Origin of the sequence: Phyllobacterium brassicacearum, assembly GCF_003010955.1 — a bacterium.
Taxonomy (GTDB): Bacteria; Pseudomonadota; Alphaproteobacteria; order Rhizobiales; family Rhizobiaceae; genus Phyllobacterium; species Phyllobacterium brassicacearum.
In genome coordinates this window covers 18,963-36,399 of record NZ_PGGO01000029.1, presented here as the reverse complement: position 1 = coordinate 36,399, position 17,437 = coordinate 18,963, and the positions used below count along the sequence as shown (strand labels likewise).

General features: G+C 57.0%; 12 protein-coding genes. 4 read left to right on the top strand and 8 right to left on the bottom strand.

The genetic code is table 11. The features are described 5' to 3' along the window. Nucleotides 1-55: 55 nt before the first annotated feature. The 3 genes from CU102_RS25375 to CU102_RS25365 all read right to left on the bottom strand — a co-directional run bounded on the left by CU102_RS25375 (nucleotide 56) and on the right by CU102_RS25365 (nucleotide 3,129). On the bottom strand, nucleotides 56-259 hold the full coding sequence (locus CU102_RS25375) for a hypothetical protein (protein ID WP_106713851.1): 204 nt from the start codon (nucleotides 257-259) through the stop codon (nucleotides 56-58). Continuing rightward, nucleotides 259-1,785: a Fe-S cluster assembly protein SufB gene (gene sufB, locus CU102_RS25370; protein ID WP_106713850.1), complete on the bottom strand. Its 1,527-nt coding sequence runs from the start codon at nucleotides 1,783-1,785 to the stop codon at nucleotides 259-261. The genes CU102_RS25375 and sufB overlap by 1 nt, the downstream gene beginning before the upstream one ends. 168 nt (nucleotides 1,786-1,953) lie before the next feature. Continuing rightward, a complete protein-coding gene (locus CU102_RS25365) occupies nucleotides 1,954-3,129 on the bottom strand; it encodes a cysteine desulfurase family protein (protein WP_106713849.1) in 1,176 nt (391 codons plus the stop codon). A 206-nt stretch (nucleotides 3,130-3,335) separates the two neighbouring features. Between CU102_RS25365 and CU102_RS25360 the strand changes: the two genes are divergently transcribed. Then, the gene (locus CU102_RS25360) at nucleotides 3,336-4,010 is read left to right on the top strand and encodes an alpha/beta hydrolase (RefSeq protein WP_027231414.1); all 675 of its coding nucleotides are present in this window, start codon (nucleotides 3,336-3,338) and stop codon (nucleotides 4,008-4,010) included. On the opposite strand, the gene CU102_RS25355 is transcribed toward CU102_RS25360, so the two are convergent. Continuing rightward, nucleotides 4,007-5,137, bottom strand: coding sequence for an anhydro-N-acetylmuramic acid kinase (locus CU102_RS25355; RefSeq protein ID WP_106713848.1), 1,131 nt, complete (start codon nucleotides 5,135-5,137; stop codon nucleotides 4,007-4,009). The two genes, CU102_RS25360 and CU102_RS25355, sit on opposite strands and share 4 nt — an antisense overlap. A 99-nt stretch (nucleotides 5,138-5,236) precedes the next feature. On the opposite strand from CU102_RS25355, the gene tyrS reads away from it, so the two are divergent. Continuing rightward, on the top strand, nucleotides 5,237-6,490 hold the full coding sequence (gene tyrS, locus CU102_RS25350; RefSeq protein WP_106713847.1) for a tyrosine--tRNA ligase: 1,254 nt from the start codon (nucleotides 5,237-5,239) through the stop codon (nucleotides 6,488-6,490). A 49-nt stretch (nucleotides 6,491-6,539) separates the two neighbouring features. Here tyrS and CU102_RS25345 read toward each other — a convergent pair whose 3' ends face one another. Then, nucleotides 6,540-9,848, bottom strand: a complete 3,309-nt coding sequence (locus CU102_RS25345) for a YhdP family protein (protein ID WP_133624690.1) — start codon at nucleotides 9,846-9,848, stop codon at nucleotides 6,540-6,542. 229 nt (nucleotides 9,849-10,077) lie between these two features. Here CU102_RS25345 and CU102_RS25340 point away from each other — a divergent pair, with 229 nt between their 5' ends. Continuing rightward, nucleotides 10,078-10,551, top strand: coding sequence for a peroxiredoxin (locus tag CU102_RS25340; RefSeq protein ID WP_106713845.1), 474 nt, complete (start codon nucleotides 10,078-10,080; stop codon nucleotides 10,549-10,551). A 116-nt stretch (nucleotides 10,552-10,667) separates the two neighbouring features. After that, nucleotides 10,668-11,936 (top strand): M23 family metallopeptidase, encoded by a 1,269-nt coding sequence (locus CU102_RS25335; protein WP_106713844.1) that lies wholly within the window; start codon nucleotides 10,668-10,670, stop codon nucleotides 11,934-11,936. Between the two features lie 26 nt (nucleotides 11,937-11,962). Here the strand turns inward: CU102_RS25335 and prfB are convergent. The 3 genes from prfB to CU102_RS25320 form a co-directional block, all read right to left on the bottom strand. Continuing rightward, nucleotides 11,963-13,091 (bottom strand): peptide chain release factor 2 gene (gene prfB / locus CU102_RS25330; protein ID WP_106713843.1). Its coding sequence is split into 2 segments (ribosomal slippage): nucleotides 11,963-13,021 and nucleotides 13,023-13,091, totalling 1,128 coding nucleotides; the frame shifts between segments, so codons are not numbered across the junction. Between the two features lie 114 nt (nucleotides 13,092-13,205). Next, nucleotides 13,206-15,665, bottom strand: a complete 2,460-nt coding sequence (locus tag CU102_RS25325) for a penicillin-binding protein 1A (RefSeq protein ID WP_106713842.1) — start codon at nucleotides 15,663-15,665, stop codon at nucleotides 13,206-13,208. Between the two features lie 242 nt (nucleotides 15,666-15,907). Next, a complete protein-coding gene (locus tag CU102_RS25320; RefSeq protein ID WP_425351602.1) occupies nucleotides 15,908-17,113 on the bottom strand; it encodes an N-acetylmuramoyl-L-alanine amidase in 1,206 nt (401 codons plus the stop codon). Nucleotides 17,114-17,437: the final 324 nt, after the last annotated feature.

Here is a 17,437-nt window from a genome sequence, read left to right as displayed (position 1 = left end):
CCGATCCCAATGATAATCTTGATCCTGTCGCCGGGTGGCTCGATGCCACCCCGATCTATGAACTCTCGCCACCCAGGCTCTTGAGCCGCTCAACGACTGATGAAAGCTCCTTGCGTGCCTTGATCAATTCCGGCTCGAGCACTTGTTCGGTCGCGGAGGAAGAATGGGCCAGCGTATCCGTCAGCTCCTCGATCACTTCGCCCAGCTCCTTGTAGCGCCGCCGCAGCCTATCGAGTTCTTCCTTCGTAACTGGCGCCATCAGCCGACGCTCCCTTCGAGGCTGATGCCGATGAGCTTCTGAGCTTCAACGGCAAATTCCATGGGCAGTTCCTGAATGACTTCCTTGACGAAGCCATTGACGATGAGCGCAATCGCTTCTTCTTCCGGAATGCCGCGCTGCATCACATAGAACAGCGCATCTTCCGAAATCTTCGACGTGGTCGCCTCATGTTCGAACTGAGCTGTGGCGTTCTTCGCCTCGATATAGGGCACGGTGTGTGCGCCGCAATCATTGCCGATCAGCAGCGAGTCACACTGGGTAAAGTTGCGGGCGTTCTCAGCCTTGCGATGCGCCGAAACCTGGCCGCGATACGTGTTATTGGACTTGCCGGCGGAAATGCCCTTGGAGATGATGCGGCTCGACGTGTTCTTGCCGAGATGCAGCATCTTGGTGCCGCTGTCGATCTGCTGATGACCATTCGAAACGGCGATCGAATAAAACTCGCCGCGTGAATTGTCACCGCGCAGGATGACGGACGGATATTTCCAGGTGATCGCCGAACCGGTCTCGACCTGCGTCCAGGAAATCTTCGAGTTGACGCCACGGCAATCGCCACGCTTGGTAACGAAATTGTAGATGCCGCCCTTGCCTTCCGCGTCGCCGGGGAACCAGTTCTGCACGGTCGAATATTTGATCTCGGCGTCATCGAGCGCGATCAATTCAACGACAGCCGCATGCAGCTGGTTCTCGTCGCGCTGCGGCGCGGTGCAGCCTTCAAGGTAGGACACATAGGCGCCTTCTTCGGCGATGATCAGTGTCCGCTCGAACTGGCCCGTATCCCGTTCGTTGATGCGGAAATAGGTGGAGAGTTCCATTGGGCAACGCACGCCCTTCGGCACATAGACAAACGAACCGTCAGTAAAGACAGCCGAATTCAGCGTCGCGTAGAAATTGTCCGAAACCGGGACAACCGTTGCGAGGTACTTCTGCACCAGTTCAGGATGTTCGCGGATCGCTTCCGAAATCGAGCAGAAGATGACGCCGGCCTTGGCCAACTCCTCCTTGAACGTGGTGACGACCGAAACGCTGTCGAAAACGGCGTCCACCGCGACGCGGCCGGACTTGTAGACATTGTCGCTGACTTCTTCCTCGTCGGAAGGGCTCGCCTCGCCGGTCTTGCGGACACCAGCCAGGATTTCCTGCTCTTTCAGCGGAATTCCGAGCTTTTCATAGGTGCGCAGCAGCTCAGGGTCGACGTCTGCAAGCGAAGTAGGGCCGGTCTGGTTCTTCGGACCGGCAAAATAGACCATGTCCTGGAAATCGATCTTCGGATAATTCACACGCGCCCATGTGGGCTCTTCCATCGTCAGCCAGCGCTCGTAGGCCTTGAGACGCCATTCCAGCATCCATTCCGGCTCGTTCTTCTTGGCAGAGATGAAGCGAATAATATCTTCGTTCAGGCCCTTCGGCGCCTTATCCATTTCGATAAGGGTTTCAAAGCCATATTTGTACTGGTCCATATCCAGCGTACGGACACGATCAATAGTTTCCTGCACGGCAGGCATTGGCGTTCTCCATCCACGCGGGGGTCAAGGCCCCGCAGTTGCAAACGTCAAGGCGTATGTCGTCTTGAATATTTGCCTTCTATGTAATGTGCAACCGCACGATTTAACACCGGTATTCACCGGATTTTTTGCAATTAACGGCTATAACCCGCCGTTAAACGAAATTCTCTATGCCGCATCGGCCGCAGCCGGCTTTGACCGGTCGCGCCGCGCGACGATATCTTTAAGCGCATCGAGGAATAGCGCGATGTCTTCCTCGCTTGTCTCCGGTGCTGTCGAAACCCGCAGGCCGCCTGTACCTTCGCCATGTCCCATCGCGGCCAACACGTGGCTCGGACCAACTTTTCCCGACGAACAGGCAGAGCCTGCCGATAGCGCAATTCCAGCCAGATCAAAAGCGATTTGCACCGTTTCCGCCTTCATTTCAGCCAGCGAGAAGAACGTTGTGTTCGGTAACCGGTCCACTGCCTCGCCATAGATGACTGCGTCTGGCGCGATCGCCCAGATACCACACTCGATCGTCTCGCGATTTCGTTGATGCCAGCCACCGGCGTTCAGGCGCTCGCGTGCCACGCGGGCAGCCGCCCCGAAACCGGCAATCACCGGTAGCGCCTCGGTCCCGGCGCGATGCCCCTTTTCCTGGCCGCCACCGCGAACCAGTGCCTTCGGCATGACGAGATCCGAAATCGCGACTATCGCACCGACACCCTTCGGCCCGCCGATCTTGTGCGAGGAAAGGATGAGATAATCTGCAGAACATGTTGTAATATCGAGCGGAATGCGCCCAGCGGCTTGAACGGCGTCAACCACGAATATCCCGCCGAATTCTTTCACGAGTGCGCCGATTGCTGCAATCGGCTGCAATACACCCGTTTCATTGTTGGCGGCCTGAACGGCGACCAGTGGAAGACCTTCGCTGCGGTCATGGGAACCCAGAAGCGTGCGCAGACGATCGAGATCGAGCAGACCATTGCCATCGATCGGCACTATTTCGACCTGTTCGCTTACAAACTGGCCACCAGCAAGCATGCAAGGGTGTTCGCTGGCACTGACGTAGAGCCGCGACAGCCGCATTGCCGCCCGCCCCATCATGTAATGCGGCGTAAGCAGGGTGGAAGCGGCCTCGGTCGCACCCGAAGTAAAGACCACGTGGTCTGGCTTGGCATTGACGAGTGCCGCCACATCGCGGCGCGCTGCTTCCAGAATCGCTTTGGTGGCGCGGCCTTCCTGATGAACGGACGAGGGATTGCCCGTCTGCTCCAGCGCATGAACAACAGCGTCGCGCGCAGCCGGGATCAGCGGCGCACTTGCATTGTAGTCCAAATAGGCGCGATTGCGGGCCATGCCTGTCCTGTTTTGTGTTCTTTTGAACTCTGAACGCTCCAAAAGCGCAATTTTCTTGAAATTCAGTCTCGTACCAGCCTATTAAGCCGTTTCGAGACGAAATTCTACACCAGTTTTGAACAGTTCTAAACTGGTTTTATGGGCGTCGTTGATTGCCGTCAAGCCCGACCTGCAACAACAGCCTTACGGCCAAAAGTGGAGTACACATGCCTGAAGTGATTTTCAATGGACCAGCGGGACGTCTTGAGGGCCGATATCAGCCTTCGACGGAAAAAAATGCCCCGATAGCGATTGTCCTCCATCCGCATCCACAGTTTGGCGGCACCATGAACAATAAGATCGTCTACGATCTGTTCTACATGTTCCAGCAGCGCGGCTTTACGACATTGCGGTTCAACTTCCGTGGTATTGGCCGCAGCCAGGGCGAGTTCGACCATGGTTCGGGCGAATTGTCGGATGCCGCAGGCGCGCTCGACTGGGTGCAGTCGCTGCATCCGGATTCCAAGACATGCTGGGTCGCCGGTTATTCCTTCGGCGCCTGGATCGGCATGCAACTACTGATGCGCCGCCCGGAGATCGAAGGATTTATCTCCGTCGCGCCGCAGCCAAACACCTATGATTTCTCATTCCTCGCGCCTTGCCCTTCTTCCGGACTGATCCTTCATGGCGATCAGGACAAGGTTGCACCACCCAAGGATGTACAGGGCCTGGTTGATAAGTTGAAGACGCAGAAGGGTATCACCATCACACAGAAGACGATGGTCGGTGCTAATCACTTCTTCTCGGGCATGACTGACGAGGTCATCGCCGAATGCTCCGACTATCTCGATCGCCGTTTGAATGGCGAATTGGTCGAGGCCAAGCCGAAGCGCCTGCGCTAAAACGGTTTGACAATGACGCCACCGGAAACGGGGGCGTCACAGCCGGTGGTAGTTGGCCATGTCAATGGCAATCCATGCAGCGCTCGCACGGCGAGATAGGCCCAGGCCTCGGCCTCCATTGAATCGCCGTTGAATCCCAGATCTTCCGCTACAACGACTTTCGCGCCGGAGCTTGCAGCTCCGTCTCTCAGATCGGCCATGATCGTCGCATTCTTGCGCCCGCCCCCGCATATGATCCACAGGGACGGCGTTTCCGGAGCGTGAGGCGCGGCCTTGAGGATCGCCTCGGCCGTTACACGCGCCAAAGTGCGGGCACCATCTGCGAGTTCAAGTCCGCCAAGATCCTCAAGCGTAAAATCGTTGCGGTCCAGCGATTTCGGTGGATTCAGATCAAAGAATGGTTTCGCCAGGTACCGGCTGACGACGTCGGCGACAGCCTGCCCTTCACTGGCGATCGAACCGCCGGCGTCATAAGCGATACCTGCCTTGTCGGAGACCCATTGGTCGATCAGGGTGTTGCCGGGTCCGGTATCGAAGGCGATCGGATCGCCCTTGCCGGTAATGATCGTGACATTGGAAATGCCGCCAATATTAACGAAAACGACGGGCTTCCCGTTGCTTAGTTTGGTCGGAACATGCGCGGCAAGCGCTTGATGATAGGCCGGGACCAAAGGTGCACCTTGCCCACTATGCACCATGTCATTGGCCCGCATGTCGTAGACGACCGGAATACCCGTCATCTCGGCCAGCGTCGCGCCATCGCCGAGCTGCACAGTCAAACCTTCAAAGGGGCGATGCAGTACTGTCTGTCCGTGAAAACCAATTATATCAATACCATCCTTGCCGATCTTGTGATCGGACACGAAGTTGAGCACGGCTTCGGCATGGCGTTTCGACAATTCCCTCTCAATAGCCGCGAGTGCGCCGGGCCGTTCCGCTCTCGTCTTGATTGACTTGGCATCCTCAAGACCGGTTTCGATCCAGCGCCTGAACGCAGTTTCATAGGACACAAAGCCGGATGGGCCGCGCCGCACCAGGTTTTCGCCATCGGTTTCAACAAAAGCGATGTCGATTCCGTCCATGGACGTTCCGCTCATCAAGCCGATTGCACGCCTTATCGCTGCCAAGACACTGCCTTTCTTGTGATTCGATAGAGAATGATGTTAAACGGCACCGTCTTACAAGGCACATGCTTTGTGCCATTGATTCAATCAGGAAAACCCGAAATGTCTGCCTTCAAATCCGAATTTCTGCACACGCTTTCCATGCGCGGCTTCATCCATCAGACCTCCGACGATGCGGGTCTGGATGCGCTCTTCGCCAAGGAAACCGTGTCAGCCTATATCGGCTTTGATCCGACAGCTTCCAGCCTGCATGCGGGCAGCCTGTTGCAGATCATGATGTTGCACTGGATGCAGAAGACCGGCCATCGCCCTGTGGCGCTGATGGGCGGCGGTACCGGCATGGTCGGCGATCCGTCCTTCAAGGATGAGGCACGCAAGCTGATGACGCCGGAAACCATCCAGAGCAATATCGATGGTATCAAGCAGGTGTTCTCCAACTACCTGAACTTCGGCGACGGCTCGCAGGACGCGTTGATGGTCAATAATGCCGAATGGCTGTTGCCGCTCAATTATCTCGAGTTCCTGCGCGATGTCGGCCAGCATTTCTCGGTCAACCGCATGCTATCCTTCGACTCGGTCAAACAGCGGCTCGACCGCGAGCAGTCGCTGTCGTTCCTCGAATTCAACTACATGATCCTGCAGGCCTACGATTTCGTCGAGTTGAACAAGCGCTATGGTCTCCGCTTGCAGATGGGCGGTTCGGACCAGTGGGGCAATATTGTCAACGGCATCGATCTTGGCCATCGCCTCGGGACGCCGCAGCTCTATGCCCTCACCTCGCCGCTGCTGACGACTTCGTCCGGCGCCAAGATGGGCAAGTCCTTGAACGGCGCGATCTGGTTGAACGCCGATCTGCTGAGCCCCTATGATTTCTGGCAGTACTGGCGCAACACGGAAGATGCCGATGTCGAGCGCTTCCTGAAGCTCTACACCACATTGCCACTCGACGAGATTACCCGACTGGCTTCATTGGGCGGCGCGGAGATCAATGAGACCAAAAAGGTCCTTGCCACCGAGATCACCGCACTGCTGCATGGCCGTCAGGCGGCTGACGAAGCAGCGGAAACCGCACGCAAAACCTTCGAGGAAGGCGCGCTGGCCACCAATCTTCCGTCAGTCGAAGTCGCCACCGGCGAACTGGAGGATGGAATTGGCATACTGACCCTTCTCGTCAAGGCGGGGCTTGCATCGTCAAACGGTGAAGCGCGCCGTCACATACAGGGCGGTGCCGTCAGGGTGAATGATGCCAGCATTTCCGACGAGAAAGCGCAGATTGGAGCGTCCGAGATTACCTCGGACGGCGTGATCAAGCTGTCGCTTGGAAAGAAGCGGCATATATTGGTCAAACCTGTCTGATTGGTCTGATTACCAGGAAACCCACCATGCACGCCCTGCAGCGTGGGTTTCATTGAAATTCAAAGATCGAGCGGAAAATGCCGGGCGCAATCACCGAGATCGGATTGACGAATATCTGCGGCTGCTTCAACGGCCCCTGCAGCTTGTAAGTGATGCCGATCAGCCCGCGATCGCGACCATTGCCAAGAACCAGCCCGAGGATTGGCACCTCACCGAAAATGCGGTTGATGCCATAGGCCGGCATGAATGTGCCGGTCAGTGACATGTTGCCCTGCGGATCGCTGAGCACGCCTTGAAATGTGGCACCGATCGTTGAGCCACGAATGACGCCGTTGGCCAGATTGATGTAGTTGGAGCCTTTTTCAATCTGCGAGAAACCGCGATCGAAGGTAACCTTCGAGACGTCAATGTTTTTCTGCACGGCTTCGTTTAGGCTTGTTCCGCTCGGAGAAGTGGAAACGAGTTTGGCGAGGCGCGGCTCATTGACCAGCGTGAAATTCTGGGCGTCCACCTGTCCACGCAGTGGTCCGTCGCCACTGGAGTCCAGCGCGACGCTAATGCTGCCACCCGACATCTTGTCGTAAAAACCAAAGAAACGCAGCATTGCGCCGGCATCCCTCGATTGCAGACTGATGGACCGCGCACCACTTTCGGAACTGTCCGTGGCATTTGCCTTTTGCCCGGATTTGGTTATCGCATTGAAAGCCAGTCCCGAGACGTTCGAGCCTACGCCCTCATAGGAGAGCGACACATTGCGAAAGCTTTCCGAATAGAATCCCGCAACCTCGTCTATGTCTGCATTGACCAGGACACGTTGCGTGCTGTCGCTGGCGGCACCTTTCTTCTTCTTATCGGTGATCTGGTTGAGCAATGGGCGCGCGTCAAAGGATCCGCCATTCACATCAACACGATAGCCGTATTTCGTGCGGGCGACCTTCGCAGCGATGTCGTCGCCCCGATTGAGCCTCACGTCGGTGAAATCGGCGGAGGCCAGGTCGCCATTCACGACGTTTACATCGCCGCGCAAGCGAAACGTATCGCCTGATACATCCAGGTCCTTGATGGTGGCGTTGTCACCATCCTGTTGCAAAGCAAATTTGGCGCTGGCCTTGACCCCTGCCCCTTTTGTCCAGCCAAGCGGCGCGAGCTTTATTTCTGCCTTGGTGAGATCGGCAGTGGCTAACCGCGAGCCGTCAGCTGCCTTGCCAATGTCGACCGATATCGGACCGGAAAGCAACGGGTCGAGCGCCGGAAACAGCGCGTTGCGCGTCTTGTCGTCCAGTTGCAGCGTCACGCTCTGTTCGCGCTTGGCAGTATTGTTCCCGAGTGGTTCGAACAGACTAACATCAGCAGGGATGCCATTGAGCTGCGCCTTGGCATCAATGCGCGCTTCGTCTTGCGTGACGGACAATGTTCCGTCAGCACTGGAAATGATCTGCCCATCAATCTTCTTGGAGATCGAAACATCGGACAACGCCATGTCGGCGGACCATTTCAGGCTGCCAGGCGGCGAACGGCGCGTCACCGGGAAGGTCACAAGCACGTGGGTCTTCACATTGCCCTTGATATCCTCGGGTGCAAATGGAAGGTTCTTCAGTCCGTTGATCGGCTTGAATCCGATGATTTCCGCTACCGCCGACGCATCGCCTTCCAGATTGAGGTCGAGTTCGGACAGAACCGGCCGTTGCGGCCCCCATGGAATGATCAGCGTGCCATTGATAATCCGCGCTTCGCGGTTGTTGGGGGTGAACGATGAGCCTTTTTCGAGATTGATGGTCGTGTATGCTCCACGCACGCTGATCTTGCCGTCGGCATTACGGACGGGCGGCAGGTCGCCAACGATATCGAAACGCGAATTCTCAACGGCAAAATCGACTTGAACTTCATCGGGCTTCAGCGGCGGTGGTTTTCCTGGACCGTCAAAACGCCCAGCCGCAAAGACGACATCAATCCGGCTGTCCTTGGCGGTCCCGCCATGAAGATTCTCAAGCACCCAGCGGCGCGCGCCGGTTGCGACCCAGACTGGCCAAAGCTGCTTGGCATGGGCAACAGGCATTCTCGCAATGTGCAAACCGAGCGTCATGGCAGGCGAACCCTTGCCAAACGTTGCTCCCGCCCGACCATAGAGTTCACTTTCGCCGTTGCCCCGGACAGCGATCTCCGAGACTTCAAGCTGCTTTTCTTCGGGATAATACCACCCGGCCAGCCGCGCATCGAATGGCATCGGTGGTTCCGTCGAATCCTGTGGAGCGGAGATTGCCTGCGAAGTCTTCAACTCAAACTCATAGCCCGGAAAGTCTGGCGGAGCACTCCCCGTAGAACGCGATACAGGACTTATCTTACCCTCGACAACGCCCTTGAAGGCGCCAAAATGAATGTTGGATGGCCGGATCTGGACCTTGTCGGTACCCGAAACGTGTTCGAAACTGATCTGCGTCTCCACCGGCATGTCGTCGACATTGCCGATGGTTACCGGCCCATCACCAATGTTCAGTGTACCCGAAAGACGTGCGGGTTCGGACGCAGTTGCGGCAGTGCCGTCCAGTTTGATTTCGGCTTGATTATCGTAGGCGAGATAAGCTCCATCCGGCTTGATGCCGTCCACGTCGGGAACGGGCGCCTTGCCAAACTTGCCGGTCAAAGGAATGTTGCTGATCGCAAGCGAGAAGGCTTCGACCTTGGCGCCGGCAGCCGATCGCTTGGCCGTCGCTGTTACCTCGATCGCCTTACCGCGCCATTCCACGGTGCCGCTGATCGCCACCGGGCCTCCTGTTTCCGACAAGTCGAGATTGACAATATGCAACTGCTCGGGCTTACCGGCCATCGCGAAATCAAAGGACGTATCGGCAATGGTGATGTCACGTGTCTCGCGCTGATCGAGCAGCGACACGGCAGTTTCCAGTCCGGCAAAGATCACGTTCGTCGCAGCATCGAGATTCACAAGACCGCGGTCGTCCAGGGGCACCAATGCCATGAAGTCGAACGGCACCTGCGACGTGACTTTGATATGGGCACCGTCCAGCTCCAGCCGCTCGACCTTCACATCGCCCTGCAGCAGCGGCAGGGTTGCGAGGCCAATACGAACGGAGCGGACATCGTCGATTTCGATGCCACGCTTGGTGTCGGCAATATTGACGTTACGCGCTTCAAGCGCGACGTGGCGTCGCTTGTCGAGCGATATGTGTGCAGACTGGAGTGTTGCGTCGACTTCCGGGCCAAGCGCCGTCTTGAGGGCCAGTTGCGCACGCGTGGTCAGCGCTTCCCCACCAATCCCGACACGCAGGATCACGAAGGCAATCCCGGCCAGCACAGCGATCAGGATCAAGAAAGACGAAGCAGCGCCGCAAGCAAAACGCACGCGGGACCGCTTTGGCGGGATCACCGCGCGAGCTTCGCCTTGCTCTGAAGCAGAAGGGTACAGGTGCAGTTTTGTGAAGTCTCGCTTTGTAAAACGGACTTTTTCCGGTTTCTCTGTCAAATTCCCAAGCCAATTGAGGAATCAATTGGGAAACCGTAGACGATTCCCGTACCTCTCTATAATTGCGTAACTGAGGCGCGCATTCAATAATCAAAAGAAAGGCATTCCTATGACGGCTTTGGATATCGGCAGCAACGCTCCGGATTTTACCCTGCCCCGCGATGGCGGCGGCACGATCACCCTCTCGGGCCTGCGCGGAAATCCCGTTGTCCTCTACTTCTACCCCAAGGACGACACGAGCGGTTGTACGCAGGAAGCGATCGAGTTTTCTGGCTTGAAGCCTCAGTTTGAGAAGCTCGGTGCAAAGGTCATCGGCATGTCGCCGGACCCCATCAAAAAGCACGACAAGTTCAAGACCAAGCATGAACTGAAGGTTGATCTCGTTGCCGACGAGGACAAGTCAATCATCGAATCGTATGGACTCTGGGTTGAGAAGAGCATGTATGGGCGCAAGTATATGGGCGTCGAGCGGACAACCTTCCTGATCGATTCGGGCGGCAAGATCGCGAAAATCTGGAACAAGGTAAAAGTTCCGGGCCATGCGGCCGAAGTGCTCGAGGCAACAAGAATGCTCCAGACATAATTTGCACGCTTCAATTGAATTACGAGCGCATCGCACTGCTCACGTCAGAGTTTGTTAACCCTAACGGAGTGTAATGTTCTCATAAATTGAAGCTGCGAATCAATGAGCTAGCCGCAATGAAGAAGGTTATAAAATCCAGCATCTTCGGCAGCACAAATGAGCCTCACACGATCATCATCGCGCGGGGCGAGACAATCCGTCATTTCACTATCAGGCCATGGGCGGGACTGCTTGGCGGCACCCTCGCCCTCGGTCTGGCCGGCAGCTATCTGCTGGCGACCTCCTACCTCGTTTTTCGCGATGATTTGATCACCGGCAGCGTTGCCCGGCAGGCACGCCTGCAACAGGCATATGAAGACCGCATTGCCACACTTCGTACCCAGCTCGATCGGGTCACGAGCCGTCAAATGCTCGATCAGAAATTAGTGGATGGCAAAGTCGCCGAGCTCATTCAGCGGCAAAAGGCCCTCGCCGAGCGGCATGACAAACTGGTGCCAGCCATGCAGCGCGCGGCACGCGCCGGAGCAACAACAGATTCAGACCCGGTGATGGACCGCGATGATCAGGATCTGGTGAAATCCGAAGATTCCGATGACTTTTACGGCATTGACCCGATCATCACGGGACCTACCACGTCGACGCGAAAGCCCGTGCCGCGCGATGACAAGACAAAGACGACCATCGACAAGGCTGAACTTCTGGATTCCGTAGACCATTCTCTGAATGACATTGAGTCCCGGCAGGCGCAGCAAATACAGACGCTTTCGAACACTGCCTACGAAAGCGCCGACAAGATCATGGAAGCCCTGGCGGCGACCGGGGCCAAGCATGTGCTGGATGACGGCAAGGCGGGCAGCGGCGGTCCGCTGCTCCTGGCAAACGCAGGTCCCACATCAGGTTTAGATACGAAACTCGCGGATCTTGATGAAGCACTGGCACGCCTTGAAGGCGCCAAGGCCCTCGCAAAGGCAGTCCCTATCGCCAATCCTATTCCCGGAATGCCGGTCTCAAGCCCGTTCGGCGTCAGAAAAGACCCGCTTCTAGGCATGGTGGCCTTTCACTCGGGCATGGATTTCCGCGCCACATCGGGATCTTCGGTACTGGCCACGGCCAATGGAACCGTGACCGCGGCCGACTACAATGGCGGTTATGGCAACATGGTGGAAATTGACCATGGCAATGGTCTCTCCACGCGCTACGGTCATATGAGCCGGATTGTCGTTAGCGTCGGCGAGCATGTCAAACCAGGCGATGTTCTTGGCAAGGTCGGCAGTACCGGCCGATCCACCGGCCCGCATTTGCATTACGAAGTGCGCAAGAACGGCAACGCAATCAATCCGGTTGGCTTTATGACAATCGGCCGCCAGCTCGCCGCTGAACTTTAGGCGCCTGGGCCCGACACCGCCTCAGATCAGGCGATGTCTTCCACTTCCATGTCCGAGCCGTGCACACGGTGCGCCAGCGCCGCCTCCATGAACATGTCGACATCGCCGTCGAGCACGTCCTGAGGGCTCGTACTTTCGACTCCGGTACGCAAGTCCTTCACCAACTGATACGGCTGCAGCACGTAGGAGCGGATCTGGTGCCCCCAGCCAATATCGGTCTTCGACGCCGAGATCGCGTTTGCTTCCTGTTCCCGCTTTTCAAGCTCTGCTTCGTACAGTCGTGCGCGCAGCATCGACCAGGCAGTCGCACGGTTCTTGTGCTGGGAGCGCTCCGCCTGACACTGAACCACGATTCCTGTCGCTATATGGGTGATGCGCACGGCCGAGTCCGTCGTGTTGACGTGCTGACCGCCTGCGCCGGATGCGCGATAGGTATCGATACGGACGTCAGATTCGTTGACCTCGATGTCGATATTGTCGTCGACCACCGGATAGACCCAGATACTCGAGAACGACGTGTGTCTGCGTGCATTCGAATCGTAGGGCGAGATGCGCACCAGCCGATGCACGCCCGACTCCGTTTTCAGGAGGCCATAGGCATTATGCCCCTTTACGAGAATCGTAGCGGATTTGATACCCGCCTCTTCACCATAATGAACTTCGAGCAGGTCCACCTTCATGCCCTTGCGCTCGGCCCATCGTGTATACATGCGCAGAAGCATGTTGGCCCAATCCTGGCTCTCCGTACCGCCGGCACCGGAATGTACTTCGAGGTACGTATCGTTGGCGTCAGCTTCGCCGGAAAGCAGCGTGTCGATCTGACGGCGATCCACTTCCTGCTTGATACCGCGGATGGCCTCTTCCGCCTCGGTGATGATCGACTTGTCGTCCTCCTCCTCGCCCATGGCGATGAGTTCGATATTGTCTTCCAGAGACTGGGTCAGCATGCGGATCGAGTTGATTCCGTCTTCCAGCTGCTGGCGCTCGCGCATGAGTTTTTGCGCTTCCTGCGCGTCATTCCAGAGGGACGGATCTTCGGCGAGCTGGTTCAGATAACCCAGGCGTTTGATTGACGTATCCCAGTCAAAGATGCCTCCTCAGCAGGCTTATGGCCTGCTTGATCTCGTCGACCAGCGTCTCAATTTCGGCGCGCATTGGCTATCCGTTCCTTCTTGTCTTTAAATGGCTTTCGAATTTCGGCGGACCATATTGACTGGTCCACGCGATGTAAAGTCTTCTGGCTTCCATGAAATAATAGAGCCGAAGCGGTCAGAAAAGGCCGCCGCCGCCACCCTGTATGGCGCGATTGACATTGGGAGACTGCACGGTAACAGGCGAGCCCTCAGAGAACGTGTCAGCACCAATGACGGAGTAACTGCCAGCCGGGCCCGTGCCCGGTTTGAATGCTTCCATGATCACGTTCGCGCCGCCCTCGGCGGCCTGCATGCCGGTCTTGCGATCAATGGGCAGAACGGTCATGCCCTCGGGTACACGGAAATCAACGGACCGCTGACCCTGGAGGGCGGCTTCGGCGAAGTCCTTGAATACTGGCGCGGCAAGACCGCTACCGGTGAAGCCCTTGCCCATCGGAACTGGCGTGTCATACCCAAGATAGAGGCCGAACACGAGATCCGGCGTGAAGCCGATGAACCAGGCGTCTTTTTCGTCGTTGGTGGTTCCGGTCTTACCGGCAATCGGACGATTGAGGCTCTTCAGGATCGTTGCAGTACCGCGCTGGACGACGCCTTCCATCATCGAGGTGATCTGGTAGGCGGTCATCGGGTCAAGCACCTGATCACGATCATCGATCAGTTCCGGTTCGGCCTGCCCCTTCCATTCTGCCGCCGAGCAGTTTTCGCACTTGCGTTCGTCATGCTTGAATACGGTCTTGCCATAGCGATCCTGAATACGGTCAATCATCGACGGCGTTATCTTGCGCCCGCCATTGGCTATGATCGAGTAGCCCGTGACCATGCGCAAAACGGTCGTCTCGCCCGATCCCAGTGCCATCGCGAGCACCGGCAACATCTTGTCATAGATGCCAAAGCGCTCGGCATATTCCGCGACCAGCTTCATGCCCATGTCCTGGGCGAGCCGTACCGTCATGAGATTGCGTGACTGCTCGATGCCGTAGCGCAAGGTCGATGGGCCGGCAAACTTGCCGCCATAGTTTTTCGGAGCCCAGATACCAAGGCTGCCGCCCTGATCGACCGAAATCGGACCATCGAGCACGACCGACGCGGGCGTATAGCCGTTATCGAGCGCTGCCGAATAGACAAAGGGCTTGAAGGACGAACCCGGCTGGCGCATTGCCTGCGTGGCGCGGTTGAACTCGGACTCGGCGAAGGAGAAACCACCCACCATAGCCAGAACGCGGCCCGTATGCGGATCCATTGCTACCGCGCCGCCCTCGATCTTCGGAACCTGTTGAAGGTCAAAGGCCGTCTCGCTGCCTTCCTTCTTCTGGACGAAAACCACATCGCCCACGTTGAAGATATTCTCCAGGCTCTTGGCGGTCGTGCGCTTGTCACCGTTGAGCAGGCGGAAGGCCCACTTGATGTCTGCCGCATCAATGGTGCCCTTCTTGCGCTCGCTGGCGAGCTTGTCAGAGGCGTCGCGCTCCGGCTGCAGACCGATAATTGCCTGCTCCGGCGTTACCTCGAGAACGACGGCAAGCTGCCAGTCCGGAACATCGGAAAACGCCTTGATCTCGGAAAGCGGAATGCCCCAGTCTCCATTGGTTGAAATTGTCTTCCAGGCACCGCGATAGCCACGCGCATGGTCATATTTGAACAGACCATGCTGTAGCGCGGCGCGTGCCATCACCTGCAGTTTCGGATCAAGCGTCGTGCGAACGGACAGGCCGCCTTCGTAAAGTGCGTTTTCGCCGTAGCGGGCGATGATCTGGCGACGCACTTCTTCGGCGAAATATTCGGACGCGAAGAGATAGTTGCCGGTTCTGCGCGGCGTAACACCGAGAGGCTCTGCCTTGGCCTCTTTTGCCTCCTCCATCGTCACATAGCCGTTTTCGGCCATACGATCGATCACCCAGTTGCGCCGCTCGACCGCGCGTTCCGGCTGACGGAATGGATGATAGTTGGACGGCCCTTTGGGAAGCGCTGCGAGATAGGCGGCCTCGGCCACCGTCAGCTCATTGACCGATTTGTTGAAATAGGTCAGGGCGGCGCCGGCGATCCCGTAGGAGTTCAGGCCGAAGAAAATTTCATTGAGATAGAGTTCGAGAATGCGATCCTTGGAATAGGCCTGCTCGATACGGAAGGACAGAATTGCTTCCTTGACCTTGCGTCCGATGGTCTGGTCATTGCTCAGCAGGAAGTTCTTTGCCACCTGCTGTGTGATGGTCGACGCGCCGACCGGGCGGCGCGAACCCCAATTCTGGATATTGGTGATAACGGCTCTGGTGAGACCGCCAATGTCCACGCCTGGATGCTGGTAGAAGTTCTTGTCTTCAGCCGAGATGAAGGCAGCCTTGACGCGATCGGGAACTGCCTGGATCGGCAAATAAAGGCGGCGCTGGCGTGCAAATTCCGCCATCAGTGAACCGTCCGACGAATGGACACGCGTCATGACCGGCGGCTCGTACTTCGCCAGAACTTCGTAGTCCGGCAAGTCCTTCGACATGTTGACGACATAGAGCGCAACAGCGCCCGCCGCCAGAAGCGCCATGACCGTGCCGATCCCGAAAAAATATCCGATCAAGCGTATCATCTGTACCCGGAACCCATTTCACTTGTTGGCATGTATACTATCAATGCATGATCCGATCCATGCAGAGTGCGTCTTGAAAACACCGGCGGGAGGTGTTCCTGATCCGGCAATCGTCCAAAGCACGGCCGGTAGCTCGTCGACGCAATTGAGCGACAAATGTGACAAAGGCAAGGAGAACCCGTTCCTGTTCACAATTTAAATACCAATTGTGGAGTTTCGGCAACGCAAAGATCGTTAACGCTCTAGTTTAGCGCGCCTGCGGTCTTCTTGCCGGCAAATTCGCCGACGGCCGCGGCAAGCCTCTCGGCGACATGACCGCGCCATACCGGATCGAGCATCAATTTCTCATCTTCCTCGTTGGAAAGATAGCCGATCTCAACGAGAACCGAGGGAACATCCGGCGCGCGCAGTACCTGGAACCCGGCAAAACGATGCGGGTTGTTGATCATGTTGACGTCTTTCTTGAGCGACTTCACCACTGTCTTGGCAAAGCTCAAAGAAAACGTGTGTGTTTCCCGGCGTGTCAGGTCCATGAGAATGTCGGCAATTTCCGGCGTCTCATTGTCAAATGTTATGCCGGCCACTGCATCCGAACGGTTTTCGCGATCGGCCATCGCCCGCGACTCCGCGTCGGAAGCCTTGTCCGAGACCGTATAGACTGTCGCGCCGCGGATGTTGCCGCTGTTGATCGTATCGGCATGGAGGGAAATAAAGAGATCGGCCTCATACTGGCGGGCGACCCTTACCCGTTCGGTAAGGCGCAGAAACTCATCGCCGTTCCGGGTCATTTCCACCCGCAGGCCAGGCACCTTGCCGAGTTGTTCGCGCAACTGCTGGGCAAACATGAGCGTCACATTCTTTTCCAGGATGCCGCTGGCGCTTTCGGCGCCGCTGTCGATGCCGCCATGACCTGGATCGATCACCACTGTAAATGGCTTCGGAGCCTTGCTCACTTCGTTGGGTGCTGCGGTTGCGATCCGATCGCCTTTTGGTGCGGCTTCGGTTGACGCGGTTATGGCATTCTGCGTCGTCAGAGCCTCGGCGAACTTCCGGTCGGATGATGCTACGAAATCCGCAACGAGTCGGTACCCGGGGCTGTTTTCATTTTTGATGACGTTGAGCTGCTCAACGGCAAAGGGACCCTTGATGGTAAAAATGAGCCGTGAGCGCGAGTCGTCAATCAGACCATAGCGTACATCCGTTATCAGGCCACGCGGCTCGATCGATTTCTTGTCAAAGGCAAAGACTGCTTTCGGCATATCTATGGCCAGCCTGTGCGGCTGGTCGAGCAGCATTGTCGATACGTCAGGCTCTTGGTCGAAATTGATGACGACGCGCGTACGCAGCTCATCACCGGCCGCCTGATAGGTCAGCGCTGCCAGATCGTCTGCCGCAAGCGCAGGCTTGCCTGCCTGCACAAAAATAAGAAAGCTGACGGCAGCCGCCATGAATATTCGACAGATCACACTCATCTCTCTTGCCAACCGGTGCCACGCGTGTAGGCAGGTCCCGCTAGCACAACGTGTATCAGATGCGGCATAGCTTGGCACCCTGCCCCGGGCACACTATCTGTGGCTAACAGGTAAAGAACCATGGTTAATAATATCTTATGGCACCCCATGTCACCGATATGTCAATGACAGGATTATGAAGAAGCCCTTGTCATAAGGCGACACACCTCTTAAAAGCAAAGGTGGGTTACTTCCTGCCCTCCGGAATCAGGCTCTTTGATGTCACGGCAAATGACCGGCTGACGAAGAGACGGAAATACG